Annotated in this window: 14 protein-coding genes and 1 tRNA gene; 10 read left to right on the top strand and 5 right to left on the bottom strand. The window is 55.9% G+C overall.

Going from position 1 to position 18692, the window contains the following annotated elements; genetic code table 11:
* The 5 genes from Q0362_RS02590 (at position 1) to Q0362_RS02570 (ending at position 4729) form a co-directional block, all read left to right on the top strand.
* Positions 1–71 (top strand) — tRNA-Gln (locus tag Q0362_RS02590).
* A gap of 26 nt (positions 72–97) precedes the next feature.
* Positions 98–1519 carry a bifunctional UDP-N-acetylglucosamine diphosphorylase/glucosamine-1-phosphate N-acetyltransferase GlmU gene (gene glmU, locus Q0362_RS02585; protein ID WP_298119455.1) on the top strand — a complete coding sequence of 474 codons (1422 nt, stop codon included), beginning with the start codon at positions 98–100 and terminating at the stop codon, positions 1517–1519.
* Positions 1520–1558: 39 nt separating this feature from the next.
* Positions 1559–2536, top strand: a complete 978-nt coding sequence (locus tag Q0362_RS02580; RefSeq protein WP_298119453.1) for a ribose-phosphate diphosphokinase — start codon at positions 1559–1561, stop codon at positions 2534–2536.
* A 9-nt stretch (positions 2537–2545) separates the two neighbouring features.
* A complete protein-coding gene (locus Q0362_RS02575) occupies positions 2546–3391 on the top strand; it encodes a hypothetical protein (RefSeq protein WP_298119451.1) in 846 nt (281 codons plus the stop codon).
* Between the two features lie 45 nt (positions 3392–3436).
* The gene (locus Q0362_RS02570; RefSeq protein WP_298119449.1) at positions 3437–4729 is read left to right on the top strand and encodes a hypothetical protein; all 1293 of its coding nucleotides are present in this window, start codon (positions 3437–3439) and stop codon (positions 4727–4729) included.
* A 106-nt stretch (positions 4730–4835) separates the two neighbouring features.
* On the opposite strand, the gene Q0362_RS02565 is transcribed toward Q0362_RS02570, so the two are convergent.
* Genes Q0362_RS02565 through gndA form a run of 3 tightly spaced genes read right to left on the bottom strand, consistent with a single transcriptional unit; the run spans position 4836 to position 8119 of the window.
* Complete coding sequence (locus Q0362_RS02565) at positions 4836–5678, bottom strand: hypothetical protein (RefSeq protein WP_298119447.1); 843 nt, start codon at positions 5676–5678, stop codon at positions 4836–4838.
* Positions 5679–5683: 5 nt separating this feature from the next.
* Entirely contained in the window at positions 5684–6628 is a 945-nt protein-coding gene (locus tag Q0362_RS02560) for a carbohydrate kinase (protein ID WP_298119445.1), read from the bottom strand.
* A gap of 42 nt (positions 6629–6670) precedes the next feature.
* Positions 6671–8119 carry an NADP-dependent phosphogluconate dehydrogenase gene (gene gndA / locus Q0362_RS02555; RefSeq protein WP_298119443.1) on the bottom strand — a complete coding sequence of 483 codons (1449 nt, stop codon included), beginning with the start codon at positions 8117–8119 and terminating at the stop codon, positions 6671–6673.
* A gap of 293 nt (positions 8120–8412) precedes the next feature.
* On the opposite strand from gndA, the gene Q0362_RS02550 reads away from it, so the two are divergent.
* Genes Q0362_RS02550 through mfd form a run of 4 tightly spaced genes read left to right on the top strand, consistent with a single transcriptional unit; the run spans position 8413 to position 14500 of the window.
* On the top strand, positions 8413–9126 hold the full coding sequence (locus Q0362_RS02550; RefSeq protein ID WP_298119441.1) for a 50S ribosomal protein L25/general stress protein Ctc: 714 nt from the start codon (positions 8413–8415) through the stop codon (positions 9124–9126).
* 8 nt (positions 9127–9134) lie between these two features.
* The gene (gene pth, locus Q0362_RS02545; protein WP_298119439.1) at positions 9135–9716 is read left to right on the top strand and encodes an aminoacyl-tRNA hydrolase; all 582 of its coding nucleotides are present in this window, start codon (positions 9135–9137) and stop codon (positions 9714–9716) included.
* Positions 9717–9766: 50 nt separating this feature from the next.
* Positions 9767–10885: a hypothetical protein gene (locus Q0362_RS02540; protein ID WP_298119437.1), complete on the top strand. Its 1119-nt coding sequence runs from the start codon at positions 9767–9769 to the stop codon at positions 10883–10885.
* A gap of 18 nt (positions 10886–10903) precedes the next feature.
* The gene (mfd, locus tag Q0362_RS02535) at positions 10904–14500 is read left to right on the top strand and encodes a transcription-repair coupling factor (protein WP_298119435.1); all 3597 of its coding nucleotides are present in this window, start codon (positions 10904–10906) and stop codon (positions 14498–14500) included.
* Here the strand turns inward: mfd and Q0362_RS02530 are convergent.
* Together Q0362_RS02530 and Q0362_RS02525 are read right to left on the bottom strand one after the other, a co-directional pair.
* A complete protein-coding gene (locus tag Q0362_RS02530; RefSeq protein WP_298119433.1) occupies positions 14463–15611 on the bottom strand; it encodes a Na+/H+ antiporter NhaA in 1149 nt (382 codons plus the stop codon). The two genes, mfd and Q0362_RS02530, sit on opposite strands and share 38 nt — an antisense overlap.
* Positions 15612–15635: 24 nt before the next feature.
* Positions 15636–17069, bottom strand: coding sequence for an XRE family transcriptional regulator (locus tag Q0362_RS02525; RefSeq protein ID WP_298119431.1), 1434 nt, complete (start codon positions 17067–17069; stop codon positions 15636–15638).
* A 133-nt stretch (positions 17070–17202) separates the two neighbouring features.
* On the opposite strand from Q0362_RS02525, the gene Q0362_RS02520 reads away from it, so the two are divergent.
* On the top strand, positions 17203–18692 hold a 1490-nt coding region (locus tag Q0362_RS02520), incomplete at its 3' end, for a phosphoenolpyruvate carboxykinase (GTP) (protein WP_298119429.1).

Here is an 18692-nt window from a genome sequence, read left to right as displayed (position 1 = left end):
TCCGCCATAGTGTAAAGGCAGCACAACAGTCTTTGGATCTGTTGGTCTAGGTTCGAATCCTGGTGGCGGAGCTCCCGATCAAAAATTGGAGAAGTGAGTGACCGACGCACAACTTGCCATCGTGGTTCTTGCAGCCGGTCAAGGCACTCGCATGAAGAGCTCCACTCCCAAGCTTTTGCACAAGCTTGGCGGCGTCTCCGTTGTCTCTCACGTTCTCGCCACTGCTCGTGAATTGAAGGCAGCACACGTTGTCTCTGTGGTTCGTCACGAACGTGATCGCCTCGTTGAGGTCATTGAAGTAGACCTTCCTGAAAGCATCATCGTGGACCAGGACGACGTTCCTGGCACTGGCCGTGCTGTGGAGCTTGCTGTTGCTGCACTTCCTGCTGGTTTTGCTGGTGATGTGCTTGTGGTCAACGGTGACGTTCCTCTGCTGGATTCAGAAACTCTTCAGGGCCTGATCAACCAGCACCGTGAAGCACAAGCAGCAGCCACTGTGCTGTCCACCATTCTTGATGACGCCACCGGATATGGTCGCGTCATCCGTTCTGTTGATGGCAATCTCGAGAAGCTCGTTGAGCACAAGGATGCCAACCAGGATGAACTGGCTATCAAGGAAATCAACGCCGGTATCTATGTCTTCTCCGCTCCTAAGCTTCGTGCACAGCTGAGCAATCTCACCCTGGATAACGCACAGGGCGAGAAATACATCACTGATGTGATTGGTCTTCTTCGCGAAGCAGGTGCAACGGTTGCTGCTGTGGAGATTCTGGATTCCTGGAAGGTCGAAGGCATCAACGACCGTGCGCAGCTTTCCCGTGCTGCAGGACTTCTCAACGGTTTGATAGTGCGCGGTTGGCAGCTTGCCGGTGTCACCATCACCGACCCCGCTTCAACTTGGATTGATATCCAGGTGCAGCTCGCTCCTGATGTGGAGATTAAGCCTGGTACTCAACTCCTCGGTGCAACCGTGGTGGAGACCGGAGCCATCATTGGCCCCGACACCACCCTGCTCGACACCGAGGTGGGCGAAGGCGCTGTGATCAAGCGCACCGATGCGACCCTGTCCGTTATCGGCGCTGGCGCATCGGTTGGACCCTTCTCCTACCTGCGTCCTGGAACATACCTTGAAGCCTCCGGCAAGATCGGCACTTTCGTTGAGACGAAAAATGCACGCATTGGCAAGGGCAGCAAGGTTCCTCACCTTTCCTACGTGGGAGACGCCACCATCGGCGAAGGAAGCAACATTGGTGCGGGCACCATCTTTGCGAACTACGACGGTGTGACCAAGAGCCACACCACCGTGGGTTCTCACGTGCGAACTGGCTCTCACAACACGTTCGTTGCGCCAATTAGTATTGGCGATGGAGCTTATAGTGGCGCCGGTGCAGTCATCCGTAAGGATGTTCCAGCCGGAGCGCTTGCCATTAACGTAGCTCCACAGCGCAACATGGATGGCTGGGTTCAAGCTAACCGTCCAGGCACCGCAGCAGCCAAGGCTGCTGACGAGGCCAAGTAACTCCCCACCACGAGTCAAACCACCTTCGAAAGGCCGCAAGTGTCAGAAATCTCAGTGTCTACGAAGAAGAAGCTCGTGATCGTCAGTGGACGTGCTCACCCACAGCTGGCAACCGACGTTGCCAAAGAGCTGAAGACCCACGTCTCTGGTACAGACCTGCGCACCTTTGCTAACGGTGAAATCTATGCCCGTTACGACGACAGTGTTCGTGGTGCAGATGTCTTCGTGGTTCAGTCCCACACTGCCCCCATCAACGAATGGGTGATGGAGACCTTGATCATGATTGATGCACTCAAGCGTGCATCTGCCAAGCGCATCACTGTTGTTGCCCCCTTCTACCCCTACGCCCGCCAGGACAAGAAAGGCCGCGGTCGTGAGCCCATCTCTGCTCGTCTGATGGCTGACCTGTTCAAGACTGCTGGCGCTGACCGCATCATGAGCGTTGACCTCCACGCAGCGCAGATCCAGGGCTTCTTTGATGGCCCCGTTGACCACCTCTTTGCTATGCCTGTTCTGCTTGAGCACTTCCGCGCTCAGCTGGACCCCACCACCTTGACTGTTGTTTCTCCTGACATGGGCCGCGTTCGCGTTGCAGACATCTGGAGTGAGAAGCTCGGTGCTCCTCTGGCCATCATTCACAAGCGTCGCGACCCCAAGGTTCACAACCAGGTCACCGTCCACGAAATCGTGGGTGACGTTTCAGGCCGCGTCTGCCTCCTTGTTGACGACATGATCGACACTGGTCGCACCATCGTGAAGGCTGCTGAAGCACTCGTTGCTGCGGGAGCGACAGGGGTAGTTGTTGCTGCTACACACGCGGTGTTCTCTGACCCAGCTTGTGAAATTCTGCAGTCTGAATTCATTAGCGAAGTTGTCGTCACCGACACTCTTCCAGTTCCTGAAGACAAGCGCTTTGAGAAGCTCACCATTCTTCCCATCGCTCCACTGCTGGCAAGTGCCATTCACGAAGTCTTTGAAGAAGGTTCTGTCACCTCGATGTTCGATGGTGCTGCATAGTAGTTCTCTATGACTCCTGACATCCTGATTAATCAAGGAATCCTGGCACTATTTGTTGTTGGCGGCTGGTTTCTTGGCAAGTATCTCCACCGAATCATTAGCAACAAATCGAATAAAGAAAGCTCTAAAGGTGAACTCACTCGCCTGGGAGAGACCGTCGGATTTGTAGGTGGCGCTGCCGGAATTCTGTTGGGCTTGCTCTTGGTTTTCGCAGTTCAGCATTATGCAGATGCTCAAGATGCTGCGCGTGCTGAAGCAGTCAACAACGCCAAGCTTTTTTATTCGCTCGGATCTTTCAATGAATCTGAAAGCATAGACGCTCGTCAAACACTCCTGTGTTACATGGAGTCAGTGACGGCTGAGGATTGGAAAGCGACAGCAGCAGGCGATGTCACCGGTGCTGAAAACACGACAGCGTGGACTAAAGAACTGCGAAGCAAGATTTTGAATCTGACCCTCGAAGACGAGAAGCAGTCCACTGGGTATTTCATTCTGGTTGAACACAACGACAACATCCCTGAGTTGAGACAATTCCGCCTCCTCATCGCGCAACCACAAATTCCAGGAATTGTGTGGTTTGTGATTTATCTCGCGAGCTTTGTTCTCTCTGCTTTGCTTGCCCTGCAGCTGGCCGATAGAAAGTATTTGGGGCGAGTATCCATCAGTGCGACCTATGTCATCCTGGGTGTGACTGTGGCAGCCCTCGGTGTCTTGGACCACCCCTTTGCAGAAGGTGTGGCTTCACTGCAACCTGTCGCAATGCAGGGAACGATCCAAACCCTGAAGGATTCTTATCCTGAAGCTATTCCTTCTGATTGCCCAGTTCTTGCAGTCTCTGACTTTGTTGCTGAGTAGACCACACTCTTTTATCGCTCTGTTTCACCAATCTTGGGGGTATCTGTGTCTTTCAATAAGGCAATCTTTGGTTCGAGTATCGCTATTGCAACAGCGATGCTGTTCAGTGGGTGTGCAACTCCTGCTCCAGTAGCTGACGAGTCGAGCTATATGGCCGTGATTGATGCGGGCAGTAGCGGCACACGCATCAACTTGTTTGAAGGAGACGCCACCTCCAGCAGTGTGAAGGTCACAACCTTGCTGGAGTTTGAATCCCCTGATAGCTCAGGTTTGTCATCCTTTGCTGAAAACCCCGCGGATGTGGGTGAAGCGGAGATCCAACCTTTGCTCGATGAGCTGGGTAATTTCTTGGCTATTCGTCAGATTTCTCCTCAGGATGTGCCGGTCTATGTGCTGGCAACAGCAGGCATGCGTAACGTTGCGCAAGCAGATCCTGCCGCAGTAGATGCGATCTATCAGGACGTAACCGAGGCCATTACTGCGGATGGATTCCCTGCTGCAGAGGTCGCTACAATTTCTGGCCAGCAAGAGGCATTGTTTTCCTGGGTTGACGTCAACTATGACAAGGGTGTTTTCGCGGGAAAGGCTGACCCTCAAGGAATTGTAGAAATCGGTGGGGCATCCAGCCAGATTGCTTTTGCGACGACCGGTTCTGGAAACAACATCACTCCGGTGAACATTGCAGGTCAGGAATTCAACGTTTTTGGTGTCTCTTACCTTGGCATGGGTCAAAATGATGCGCGAGCCGGAATTCTGAATCCCACAGATGCGAGTGCGGGAAACCCTTGTTTCCCTAATAACGCTTCTGGCGTTGATCCCACGAGCTATGACATGAAAAACGCTGTGCCTGTCAATGCGACGCAGAGCAGCTTCAATTACGACGCCTGCCAACAGCTCTATTCGGACTACCTCAACAAAGCAGCACTTTCCCCCGTGAACGTGGAGAACACGACTGGAATGATGCCTGCCGATATTTCTCAGGTGCCAGGGTTTGCGCAGTCGCCTTTCCTTGGACTTGCTTCACTGAAGTATGCCGCTAGCGACTTTGAAGCTGACACTGCAATCAATGAATCTGAAGCCCTCATCAGTAAGGTTTCCGAAAAGTGTTCAGGAATCAATGCGTGGCCAACTGTTCTTGAATACCTTGGTGGAGAAGTGAGCCAGTTCTCTGAAAACAGCTGTGCAAACGCTACTTTTGTCCAGACGTGGACGTTCACTGATGCTGGCTTGGGCATTAACCCAGAGAATCTCGCGGTTGTCAGCAAAATCAATGGCATCACGCCAACCTGGATGCGTGGCTTTGTCGTTCTCACCTTGACTGGCAACTCGACCAAATAGCCGCGGCTTTCATGAACCCTGAATTGCCGGGAGTTCTAAAAAGCAGAGCAGCAGCTGGTTTCTCTGAGATCGTGGTGGTGGGCGGAGACTAACTCCTGAGTTGGAGTTAGTTGTTGGTTAGTACAGGGCACTCAACCCAAAGTGCTTTGTCAGGGAATGACTCTTGCAGCACGTCGAGTGTTTCAACAATCGGTGCTGGTTCAAGCGAGGGTGTGCCCATGACAGGTGCCAGTGGAGCATCCAGCACGGTCAGGGCAAAGAGGATGACTGCGAGGATTCCCCATGCCATTCCTGCTGAGATCCTGGCCATAATCTTTCGGTCAGCCAAGTGCATAGCTAAGAGGGCACTCATGATGAAGCTGGAGAAGTAAATAACCAGCCACACCACAAAAGGAATCAGAGCAGAGTTTCCCATCACCAGCTCTTCACGAGCAGTCGTGAGATCTGTTGTTCCTTGCAGAAGACCTGGGAAGTTGAGTTGCTGCTGAATGGTGTTCAACGAAACTGTGCTGACATCTGCGTTGAGTTTCAAAACCCATTCTGTGGTGATGGCGGAACCGCCGCGCTCATTGTTTCCAATGGCGGACCAATCATCTGCAACAGCTGAGCGCAGTGTACAAATGACGTCGCGTCTGACTTCCTGGCGCTGTTCAGCTTCCAGGGATTCAGCAGCAGAGAAGATGGTTACGCTGCTGCGGCCCATGGTTTGAATGCTGGTCTTGGTGTCATCGAAGTCGGCAACAGCAAAGCTCAAGAGCAAGCCGAGCAAAATACCCACAGCGCCACCAACGAAGGCAAGGGTGTCTGTCAGGCGGCCGAGTTCACGCCCAGCGAGGTCTTCTTCACCAAAGCGCTTATCTGCGAACTTGTGAATAGAGCGGCCGGCATACCAACCCAAAAGGACGCAGACAAGGAGGATTCCTTGAGTAATGAGTATTTGGGTCAGCATCAGAATTACAAGCCTAGTTCGGCAAGCGTGGGCGGATTACACCCAGCACGTGAACAAGTAATCGCACCCACCTCAGCAGCGAGGGTGAGGAGGTCAATCCAGTCATCAAGTGTGACCTTGGCCAAAAGTTCCTCAGCGTTGCCTCCAAGGGCACCACGTTGCTGCAGGCCATAGAGCGTTGCACCGAGGAAGGAGTCGCCAGCGCCGACGGTGTCGACGAGTTCAATCACGGGAGCCTTCACGCTCACGGTGTCACCAGTGGGAGTGAAGAGGGTTGCGCCATCAGCACCCCGGGTCATGATGACGTGGTGGCCAGCACCTGCCCACAAGCGGGCGGTGTCAACAGGAGAGCGGTCAGGGTAGAGCCACGCAAGGTCATCGTCTGATGCCTTGACGATGTGGGCAAGCTTGATCTGGCGCTCCACGCGCACGGTTTCGTTCTCGCGCTCAAAACCGAGACCAGGTCGGATGTTGAGATCGATAATCACGGTGGAATTTTCCGTAGAGTGCAGGTGACCTGCCAGGTTCTCAATCACCGAAGCACCAGGCTCAATGGCGGTGGCAACAGAACCAATCACGAGAGCTGCGGGTGGTTCAACCTCGAGGTGAACGAAAGCACCCAGAGTCCAGCCCCAGTCCGCAGTTCCTTTGAGATAGAAGCTGTAGCTTGCCTTGCCCTGTTCATCGAGGGATGCCACGGCAAGTGAGGTGGGATCGCTGGTGCGCTCCACCAGTGAGAGGTCGATCTTCTCAGGGCTAAGCCAGTCGTGCAGCTTCTGGCCAAACTTGTCATCACTCATGCGGCCAGCAAAGCTGACGTGAGCACCAAGACGAGCGAGGGCAATAGAAACGTTCGCAGGGGCACCACCAGGCTTCGCCTGGTAGCTGCCATCAGACTGCTGGATGAGGTCAATCAAGGCCTCACCAATGACCACAATGCGATCACTCATGGATGTCTCCTTTAGGCGGGGGAGGGAAATCCCGCAATCGGATTAGTGGGTGCTGGGCTCAGCTTCGATTTCGGTGCGGTCACCAGACCACAGCGTGTGGAAGGTGCCAGGCATGTCGATGCGCTTGTAGGTGTGAGCGCCGAAGAAGTCGCGCTGTCCCTGAACAACAGAGGCAGGAAGACGCTCAGCACGCAGGCCGTCGTAGTACGACAGTGAGGAAGCAAACGCGGGGATGGGGTAACCAGCCAGCGAAGCGCCAGCCACGATGCGACGCCAAGCGCCCAGTGACTTGGCCACTGCGTCGGTGAAGTAACCATCAAGCAGGAGAGAAAGCAGGTTTGCATCCTTGCCGTAGGCCTCAGCAATGCGGTTGAGGAACTGGGCACGAATGATGCAACCACCACGCCAGATCTTGGACACAGCGCCCAAGTCGATGTTCCAGTTGTATTCCTTGGCACCGGCACGAATAGCGTCGAAGCCCTGTGCATAGGCAACAATCTTGGATGCGTAGAGTGCGCGGCGCACGTCTTCGACAAAGGCAGCCTTGTCTTCAACGTTGTAGGCAACGGTGTCGGCAGGCAGGTTGTTGGCTGCGTCACGCTGTGCACGCTGAGAAGACAGCGAACGGGCGAAGACGGCTTCAGCAATACCGGAAACGGGAACGCCCAGGTTCAGCGACGTCTGAACAGTCCACACGCCGGTGCCCTTCGAGCCTGCCTCGTCGAGGATGACATCAACCAGAGGCTTACCAGTCTTGGCGTCAACCTGCTTGAGAACCTCTGCGGTGATCTCGATCAGGTAGGACTCGAGCTCGCCCTTGTTCCATTCGGTGAAGATGTCTGCGATCTGGGCAGGAGTGAAACCACCGATGTTGCGCAGAAGGTCGTATGCCTCAGCGATGAGCTGCATGTCTGCATACTCAATACCGTTGTGGATCATCTTCACGAAGTGGCCAGCACCGTCGGTGCCCACGTGAGTCACGCAGGGCTCACCCTCGGCAACTGCAGCAATCGAAGAAAGGATGGGGCCGAGGGTCTTGTAGGACTCTGCTGAACCACCAGGCATGATGCTGGGGCCCTTGAGCGCACCCTCTTCACCACCGGAAATACCCGCACCGACAAAGTGAACGCCGGTGGGGGAGATAGCTGCCTCACGGCGCAGAGTGTCAGTGAAGAGTGCGTTACCACCGTCAACGATGATGTCACCAGGCTCGAAGCGCTCAGCCAGTTGGCTAATCACAGCATCAGTACCAGCACCGGCCTGAACCATGATGATCGCGGTGCGGGGCTGTGCCAGCGAGGCCACGAAGTCATCGATGGTCTCCGACGCGATGAAGCCAGCCTCAGGGTGCTCGGTGATGAGCTGCTCGGTGCGTGCATAGGAGCGGTTGTAGACGGCAACGGTGTTGCCTTCGCGGCTGGCGAGGTTACGTGCCAAGTTCGAACCCATAACGGCGAGTCCAACGACTCCGATGTTTGCCTTCGCGCTCACGAATGCGTCTCCTAGCTCAAGTAAAGAAAAAGTGGGAAAAGTAGAGGTATTCAGTCGTCTCTTAATGAATAAAGTCTCTGCCTCAATCGTACCCGACCGCAGATTGGCTTCTTTCCCCGATTTCGCGCTGTTACGCCTTTGCCGATACAGTAAAGACGTACTTCGGCGAGGGATATCTCATGGATATCCGTAATCGACGCGGTGGAATGTGGCTCTCGCCGTTTCCTCACGCTGACATGCGTTCGAGTTGAAATAACGATTGAGGCCACGGCCTCACAGATTAGGAGGCCATCATGGCTGAAGTTGATAACAAGGTACCCGCAGAGGTACGTACCCAGTTCGGTAAGGGCTTTGCTCGCCGTCTGCGCGCTGCTGGTCAGATTCCTGCAGTTGTATACGGTCACGGTGCAGAGGTTCAGCACGTTGCTGTTCCAGCTCACCAGGTCAAGCTTCTTCTTCGTAAGAAGAACGCAATCCTCGACCTCCAGATCGATGGCAAGAGCCAGCTGACTCTGGTGAAGGATGTCCAGAAGGACCCCGTACTCCAGATCATCGAGCACATTGACCTCGTTGTCGTGAACCAGGGCGAGAAGGTTCTCGTGAACGTTCCTCTCCACATCGTGGGAACCCAGCAGTCTGGTGCAGTTCTTGAGCTCGACGCAAAGACTGTTCCTCTTCTCGCTAACGCAACTCACATTCCTGAGTTCATCGAGATCAACATCGAGGGCAAGGCTCCTGGATTCAAGGTCACCTTCGCTGAGCTAGAGCTTCCTTCGGACGCAGTCATCGATGGCGAATCAACCCGCCTCGTTGTTCACGTTCACTCTCCTTCGGCTAAGGACCTGGCTGAGTCTGGCGACGAGCTCGCAGCAGAACTTGCTGACGACGCAGCACACGCTGAGCACAAGGCAGAAATCCACGCTGAGCAGCACGACGCAGAGAAGGCAGCAGCTGAAGCTGACGCTGAGCTCTCCGGTGCAGCTGCCGCAGCTGAGGCTGCTGAGTAATAACTCAATTGAGCACAACCTGGCTTGTAGTCGGGCTCGGTAACCCCGGGCCCGACTACGCCGGTCATCGCCACAATGTGGGTCAGATGGCTGTGTCGCAGTTGGCCAGCGACATCGGTGTGAGTTTCAAATCACACAAAGCTAATGCCTTGGTAGCAGAAGGTTGGGTGCGCCCCGGAGGCCCCAAGCTCGTCATTGCCAAGCCCAATACATTTATGAACCTCTCAGGCGGGCCAGTAGCTAACCTGCTCAAGTTCTATGGCGTTGAGCCCGCCAACCTGATCGTCTTGCACGATGAACTCGACATTGACTTCGACGTGATCCGTCTCAAAAGCAACGGTGGTCACGGCGGCCACAACGGCCTCCGCGACATCATCGCCGCCATTGGCACCAATGAGTTCAACCGTGTGCGCATCGGTATTGGACGTCCTCCCGGACGTCAGGATGCAGCTGACTTCGTTCTCTCGAACTTCAACTCCACTGAGCGAGAGATCCTGCCTCACGTTCTGGCGCATGCCACCGACGCAGTAGAGACCATCGCAGATGAGGGAATGCTCGCAGCGCAGCAGCGCTTCAATTCCCCTGCATAACTCAAGGAAACTGTCAGTTTCTTCAAAGACTGAGTTGTTAGCCTGAAGCAGTGAAGTTCTCCCCTCGGGCTCAATTGATTGCCGCACTGGCAGTCAGCACAGTGCTGGTTGCCAGCACTGCCGTGGTTGTGGGAACAAACTATGTCTCTACACAGCAGAGTGCACAGTCTCAAGTCATCGACACTATTGCTAGTGGTAATGAGCGTGTGGAGGCACTGACCGAGCGTGCTGCAGATCTTGAATTGGCCATCAAAAATGCCCAGACAATCCTCACCGATTCCAGCGGCAAGGTTCTGGATGACGCATCTCGCCAAACTCTCGAGAAGTCCATCGCCCAGGCTCAAAAAACTCTGAAGATTCAAAAAGCCGAGCTGGTCAAACTCAAAGCCTCGGTCGCGAGCTTGAAAACAGCAGACCCTCTCGATCTGTTGTGGCCATATGGCCAGCAACTTCGTGCAGAAGAAGTTCAGACGAGTGACACCACCAGTGTTGAAGCACTGGTGAAAGCTGTGATGGCTTTGGGGACAGGTATTCAGGACGTTCAGAGTGCACAGGCCGCATGGCAGGCAGAGCAAGATCGTATTGCTGCAGAACAAGCTGCTGCTGAAGCTGCTGCCGCAGCGCAGGCTGCTGCTGCCGCTCGTCGAGCAGCACAATCACAATCCCTCGAACAAACAGGTGGTTCCACAACACCCACCGCTCCTGCCCCGCCGGTAACAGCTGCTGCTGCAGCTCCGGTGAGTCAGGGGTTCAGTGCAGAGGCTTATGTCACTGCTTTGGCGCCCAACTCCTATGTGGTCTGGGAAGACGGCATGTGTGCCAGGCAGTTTGGTGCCAATGTCTATCTCTGTGGTTATGCCACGGTAAATCTCAATGGGTCAAGCACGGATCGTGTGCCCATCACCCTGGATAGCTCGTTGACCGAGCGTTACTCCAACAGCGTGGGAGTTTCTGTCCTCGTGCACGAGGCTGCCCACGCCAGACAGTGGTGGAAATACGGTCCTTCCATCATGACCGCCTACAACGCTCTCGTTCCTGGCCAGACTGGTTCCATGCCGGTGGAATGGATGGCGGACTGCGCCACCATCGTGAAGTTGGGATACAGCACCGGTTCATATACCCGCAGCTGCACTGCTGAACAACTCGCAGAGGCTGCCACGCTCTGGTGAGCGACATAGACTAGCTTCATGGTATTTCAGGGGCTTTCGCGCGCCCTTTCGCGCACCCCAAATATCGCTGATGCACTCAGCTATGCCAACAAAGATGCTGATTTCTCAGTTGTTGAAGGCCTGAATGCCCCTCTCCTTGCGGCTCTGATTGAGGCCCGCATTTCTGCAGGTTTGCCACCTGTTGTGTTGGCAGTGACGGCAACGAACCGTGAGGCAGAACGCCTCGCAGCTGCACTGTCCTCATTGATGCCCCATGCTCTGCTGTGCGACTTCCCAGCATGGGAAACCTTGCCTCATGAGCGCCTGTCGCCCAGTCCAGAAATCGTGGGTCGCCGGTTTGAAGCCCTGCGCCAGGCTCGTGACTGGGATGGCTCACTTCCCCTGATCATGATTACGTCTGTCCGTGGTGCCCTGCAGCCCATCGCCGACAACCTCGGTGATGTGGAACCTATTGCTTTGAGCGTGGGCAGTAGAGGCAATGACCTGATGGCTATTGCTGCGCTGTTAGTGGACTTGGCTTATGTGCGGGTGGACATGGTTACCCGCCGTGGTGAGTTTGCTGTGCGCGGTGGCATCTTGGATGTGTTCCCGCCTGTGGCAGATCACCCCATTCGTGTGGACTTCTTCGGTGACGAAGTGGATTCCATTCGGGCCTTTTCAGTGGCGGATCAGCGTTCGCTGGACGGAGATATCCAGAACATCGCGCTGCCACCCAGCCGTGAATTGCTGCTCACTGCTCCCGTGCGTCAGCGAGCACGCGAGATGGAACACGAATTCCCGGGCATTAATCAGATGCTCTCCAAGATTGCTGAAGGCATTGCTGTGGAGGGCATGGAGTCGTTGACTCCGGCACTGGTGGATCGTCTTGTTCCCATCACCAGCTATTTGCCTGAAGGCGCTGCAGTGGCTCTTCTCTCTCCTGAACGCATTGCCACTCGTGCCATCAACCTGACTGAGACCAACCGTGAATTCCTGCATGCTGCCTGGAATGCCGCAAGTGCTGGAGCACAGTCACCTATCGATCTTTCTGCTGGTGACTTCCTCACCATTACCGAACTTCGTTCCGCTTATCAGGGTGGTGCGTGGTGGACGTTCAGTGCTTTCCAGCATGGTCCTGACGCCTCCGAACCCTTGCCCGAAGAACTCGATCTCGACGAGATCCTGGCCATCCGCATCAACGCCAAGGCAGTGCCCACCTTTGCTGGCAACGTCGATGGTGCTGTGGACCACGTGGAGGCTCTTCTCAAACAGGACTGGACCGTCATTGTTGCGGCTGAAGGTCACGGTCTGGTGGAGCGTGCGGGACAAGTTCTGTCCGAGCGCAATCTTGCTGCCCGCATGGTTGCGGAGCTTCCTTCTGAGCTCGAACCTGCTGTTGCTTATCTCGTTCAAGCTTCGGTTGAGGCAGGTTTCGAGCTCGAGGAAGCCAAGCTTGCTGTCATCTCAGAAGCCGAGTTCTATGGCCGTGCTGCTGGCTATGACGCCCGTGCCCCGCGCAAGCTGGCCAGCCGTCGCAAGAACGTTGTCGACCCGCTCAAGCTTGAAAACGGGGACATCGTTGTTCACGAAACCCACGGAATTGGCAAGTTCCTTGAACTCGTTCAGCGTGAAGTGTCTTCAGGTGGTCGCAATGCAGTGAAGACCACACGTGAATACCTCGTCATTGAATATGCGCCGAGCAAGCGTGGCTATCCCGGCGACAAACTCTATGTCCCCACCGATCAGCTCGATCAGCTCACGCGATATGTGGGAGGCGAAGCTCCTGCCTTATCCAAAATGGGCGGCAGTGACTGGGGTCAAGCCAAGTCCAAGGCCCGCAAGGCTGTTCGCGACATCGCTGTGGAGCTGGTCAAGCTCTATAGCGCGCGCATGGCCAGCCGTGGATTCTCCTTCAGTCCTGACACTCCCTGGCAACGGGAGCTCGAAGAAGCTTTCCCTTATGTGGAGACGATGGATCAGCTCACCACCATCGATGAGGTCAAGGCTGACATGGAGCGGGCCATCCCGATGGACCGCCTCATCTCCGGTGACGTGGGCTTTGGTAAGACAGAAATCGCAGTTCGCGCCGCGTTCAAGGCTGTCCAAGATGGCAAGCAAGTAGCCATCTTGGTGCCCACCACGCTGCTGGTGAAGCAACACTTTGAGACCTTCCAGGAACGCTTCGCTGGTTTCCCCGTTCACTTGCGTGCACTCAGTCGTTTCCAGACAGACAAAGAAGCCAAGGAAACCTTGGCGGGCATGGCTGATGGAACCGTGGACGTGGTCATCGGAACTCATCGTCTTCTCGCGCAGGGTGTCTCGTTCAAGGACTTGGGGCTCGTCATCATCGATGAAGAGCAGCGCTTTGGTGTGGAGCACAAGGATGCGCTCAAGAAGCTAAAAACCAACGTCGACATTCTGGCCATGAGTGCAACGCCCATTCCTCGCACGCTCGAGATGGCTGTGACAGGCATCCGCGAGATGTCGACCCTGGCCACTCCGCCAGAGGATCGCCACCCCATTCTCACTTTCGTGGGCCCGTTCTCTGAGAAACAGGCAGCTGCTGCTATTCGCCGGGAGATCCTGCGAGAGGGCCAAGTCTTCTTCGTTCACAACCGTGTCTCCAGCATCAACCGTGTGGCTGCGCAGATTGCTGAGCTCGTTCCGGAAGCACGCGTGGGTGTTGCCCACGGTCAGTTGACCGAGCACCAGCTTGAGCAAGTCATCATCGACTTCTGGGAACGCAAGTTCGATGTGTTGGTCTCCACCACCATCATTGAGACCGGCCTGGATATTGCCAACGCCAACACCTTGATCGTGGACCGAGCAGATAAGTATGGCCTGAGCCAGCTTCACCAGTTGCGTGGTCGTGTGGGCCGCGGACGTGAACGTGCCTATGCCTATCTCTTCTATGACGAGACCACTCCTTTGAGCGAAACAGCTCACGACCGCCTGAACGCACTCGCGATGAATAACGAGCTGGGCTCGGGTATTCAAATTGCCCTCAAGGACCTCGAGATTCGTGGGGCAGGAAACCTGCTCGGGGGAGAACAGTCTGGCCACATCGCCGGAGTCGGATTTGATCTCTACTTGCGCATGATCGGCGAAGCCGTCTCAGCCTTCCGCGGCGATGTCGCAGAAGGCCAGACAGAGCTTCGTCTCGAGCTTCCTGTTGATGCTCGCATTCCTGACGACTATGTCGACAGTGAACGTCTGCGCCTCGAGGCATACCAAAAGCTTTCTGTTGCGAGTGGGCCACTGTCGCGTGAAGAACAGATTGATCAGGTTCTGGAAGAACTTGCCGACCGCTATGGCGAACCCCCTGCTCAGGTTCACAACCTCATTGCTGTGTCACGCCTGCGCAGGCGAGCACACAAGTCTGGCCTGAGTGAGGTTGTCGTGATGGGCTCCAACCTGCGCATTACTCCAGCAGATCTGCCTGACTCGATTCAGGTGAGATTAGCCAGGATGTATCCGGGAGCCAAGTATGTTCCCGCAGCCCGCGTGATCACGGTTCCTCTGCCCGAGGAGACTGACCTCATTGCATGGACAGGAAGCTTGCTGGATGCGATTTTCCCGCTACCTAAGGCGGAAGAAGCTAGCGCTGCTTCCGGTAGTGGCGAGAGCGCCAGCTAACCAAGCTGCCACCAATCAGGATTGCAACCGCAGATCCGACCAGAACAGCCAGCACTCCTTCGTCACGGATGGCATCGTCGCCGACAAAGGCCAGCTCGTTCATGAGCAGTGACACGGTGAACCCGATGCCTGCCACGGCCGCCACAGTGAGTAAATCCCAACCTCGAATAAGGGTCTCGGTTGCTTCACCGCGCTTGGCAATGAGCGCGACGATACTGCCGGCAATCATGATGCCGATGATCTTGCCCACGGGCAGGCCCACCGCAATACCCCAGAAAGCTGGGCTGAGTTCAGCGGGGGAGACCGCGGGGATCAGTACCAGTGCAGAGGCAAACGCAAACAAAGGCAAGATCACCGCATTGGTCACGGGCTGCAGTGCGTGAGCGGCCTGGGCAGCAAGTCGTGGGTTGAGAACCAAGCCCAGCGCAACACCGGCGATCGTGGCGTGAACGCCAGAAAGCACCGTGAAATACCAGGCAAACAGGGCAACGATGATCAACAGGGTTGTTCGAAGAGCAGGGTTCTTGATCCGGCCCTGACAACCCAGGAAACGGAAGAAGTAAACAGCAGTAGCCGCCATGCCCAGCGCAAGAATGTTGAGACTTTGGCTAAAGAACACCGCGATGATCACAATCGCGATGAGGTCATCAAGAACGGCAAGGGCCAGCAAGAACACACGAATGCGTCCGGGCAGTCCGCGCCCCACCAATGCAATTAAACCGAGTGCGAAGGCGATGTCTGTGGCCGTGGGGATGGGCCAACCTTGGGCAAAGTCTGGACCTGCAATAGCTAGATAGAGCACTGCAGGAACAATCACACCACCGACGGCGGCTATGCCGGGAGCCAGGGCATGTTTGACCGTGTTGAGTTCCCCCACGGTGAGCTCGTGGCGCAATTCAACCGCCACGATGAAGAAGAAGATGACGAGCAGGCCGTCAGTGATCCAGTGGCCAATGCTGAGATCGAGCTCAAGAGCGGGCAGGCCGATGTGGCTAGAGAAGAGTTCGATCAGACCAGGCCCCGCAACAGAGTTGGCCAAAACCAATCCCACAATCGCGGCAGCAGCCAGCGAGATTGCTGCATAACGTTCGGAACGAAAGATCGTTCTCATGCTGACTCGGGCCATAGTTTCAGCCTATGCGCCAGCGTGACGTTCGAGGAATGTGAAGAGCTCAGTGTCATCTACACCGGGGAAAGTTCCTGATGGCAACGGAGAGAGAACGTGGGCGTGCATACGGGCACTCGGCCAGGCCTTACCAGCCCAGCGGCTGGTGAGGTCATCTGTAGGAACCTTGCAGCAGTTTTCACTGGGGCACGTCGACACCTCGCGGTTGTCGGTGTCACGACCACGGAACCATTTAGCGTCATCAAAGGGAACACCCACACTGATCGAGAAGACTTCCTTCTCGCCGGTTCCGGTTTGAGTGGAGTCCCAGAAAGTTCCACCGGGGGTGTCGGTGTATTGATAGAACTCATTGGTTCGGTTGGTGCGTTCGAATGCCACACGTGCTGGCCACTTGCGGCAGACCACCTGGCCCTCAATGGAGCCATTTGGATCAGCGGGGATGCGCAGACCATCGTTGGCATAGCCACGGAAAATACCCTCACCTTGGTTCACGCGCAGGAAGTGAGTGCGTAGCCCTAAGTGCTCGGTGGCGAGGTTGGTAAAGCGCAGAGCGGCAGCTTCGTGGGTCACGCCGAAGGCATCACGGAAGTCCTCAATGGCAATGTTGCGTTCCTTCTTTGCGTTCTGCAAGAACGCCACTGAACGCGAGCGGGGCATCAGGCAGGCAGCAGCGAAGTAGTTGATCTCGAGGCGCTGCTTCAAGAACTCGGCATAGGTGTGGGGTTTCTCATGTCCCAGCACACGGTGTGCCATTGCTTGGAGTGCCATGGCACGCAGACCGTGACCGCCCGGGATAGAGGCAGGGGGCAAGTAGATACGTCCGTTAGCTGTATCTGTGACGGAACGAGCCGAGCTGGGGAGGTCATCCACGAAGATGAGTTCGAAACCTAGGAGGTTGGCCATTTCTGCGACGGTGCGGTGCATGAGTGCACCAGATTCATGTCCGGTGCGCTTAACCAGATCTTCTGCGAGCTCATCGAGTTCGGGGAGGTAGTTGTTCTTCTCGCGCATGATGGCTTGCAACTCGGTGTTGGCGCGGCGGGCTTCTTCCGGAGTGGCAATGGATTGACGTGAACGACGTTCCATCTCTTTGTGCAATCCCACGATGGCTTCGAGAGCATCATCGGTGAGGCCCTTGGTGCTGCGCACCGCAGGCAAGTTGAGGGAGGTGTAGAGCTCAGACTGCTGCAGGCGTTCGAGTTCAATCTCGAGCTCAGAGCGGCGATCGGGAGCTTCGGTGCTGAGCAGTTCTGGAACACTCACGCCCACAGAAGTGGCAATGGCGTTGAGCAGGGAGAGCTTGGGTTCCCGCTTACCGTTCTCAATCAGGGAAAGCTGGCTCGGCACAACGCCGACGGCGTCGCCGAGCTGCTCCAGGGTCATTCCGGCAGTAATGCGGAAATGTTTGATTCGTTTACCCAAAATCATCATGTCAGATGCCATTTCTTTACAATACGAGAAAAACAGCAAATATTTCTAGTGAAAACGGGGAACTTTTCTGTATACAAGGGTCAATACTTGAAATATCACCAAGTTTTACTTCCCTCAAAGCTTGGTCGAGACAAAGGAGACTCAGATGTCGATCGCAGACCTCACTCACACCGAGCCCATTACTCAGTCTGAGGTGCCCATCGCCACTGACCTCAACGCGCCTCCCTTCGTGACTCAGCGTGCTCTGCTGCACTGGGTTGCCGACATTGCCAAGCTGACCAAGCCCGAGCGCATCGAATGGTGTGACGGTTCAGATGATGAATGGCACCGCCTCACCGCACTTCTGGTTGACGCTGGATCGATGATTCCCCTCAACGCTGCAAAGCGCCCCAACTCTTTCTTGGTTCGTTCCGACCCAGATGACGTTGCTCGTGTGGAAGACCGCACCTTCATCTGCTCTGTCAAGGAAGAAGACGCAGGCCCCACCAACAACTGGCGCGACCCCGATGAGATGAACGCAGAACTGCGTGGCCTCTTCGACGGTTCTATGCGTGGCCGCACGATGTACGTCGTACCTTTCTCCATGGGTCCCTACGGTGGTCCCATCTCTCAGGTGGGTATCCAGCTCACTGACTCTCCCTACGCTGTGCTCAACCTGCGCATCATGACCCGCATGGGCTTTGATGCACTGGCACAGATCGACGAGAAGACCCCCTGGGTTCCTGCCATTCACTCGGTTGGTATGCCTCTGGTTGACGCAACCGGTCGTCGCGTTGACGACATTGCCTGGCCTTCAAACTCCACCAAGTACATTTGCCACTTCCCAGAGACCCGCGAGATCTGGTCCTTTGGTTCTGGCTACGGCGGAAACGCACTGCTGTCCAAGAAGTGCTTCTCGCTGCGCATTGGATCTTTCATGGGTCTGCAGGAAGGCTGGCTCGCAGAGCACATGCTCATCCTCAAGCTCACCTCGCCTGAGGGCAAGGCGTACCACATGGCCGCTGCGTTCCCTTCGGCATGTGGCAAGACCAACCTCGCCATGCTTCGCCCCACCGTTCCCGGCTGGAAGGCCGAGACCATCGGTGACGATATTGCATGGCTTCGCCCAGGAGCTGACGGTCGCCTCTTCGCGATCAACCCTGAGGCTGGATTCTTCGGTGTTGCTCCTGGTACGGGAGAAAAGACCAACCCTGTCGCGATGGATACTGTGGCCTCCAACACCATCTTCACTAACGTGGCACTCACCGATGACGGCGACGTCTGGTGGGAGGGCATGACCGAAGCAACTCCTGATCACCTGATCGACTGGCGCGGTGAAGAGTGGACTCCAGATTCTGGTCGTCCCGCAGCTCACCCCAACTCTCGTTTCACGGTGCCCATCCAGCAGTGCCCCACCCTTTCTGAGGAATGGTACGAAAACGCAGGTGTGCCTCTCGACGCCATCATCTTCGGTGGACGTCGTGCGACCAACATCCCTCTCGTTGCCGAAGCTTTCGACTGGCAGCACGGTGTCTTCATCGGCGCCACCATGTCGAGCGAGCAGACAGCAGCAGCTGAAGGAACCGTGGGCGACCTGCGCCGCGACCCCTTCGCCATGCTTCCCTTCTGTGGCTACAACATGGCTGACTACTGGGG

Source organism: uncultured Aurantimicrobium sp., assembly GCF_936931525.1.
Taxonomy (GTDB): Bacteria; Actinomycetota; Actinomycetes; order Actinomycetales; family Microbacteriaceae; genus Aurantimicrobium.
This window is presented reverse-complemented; position numbering and strand designations above follow the sequence as displayed.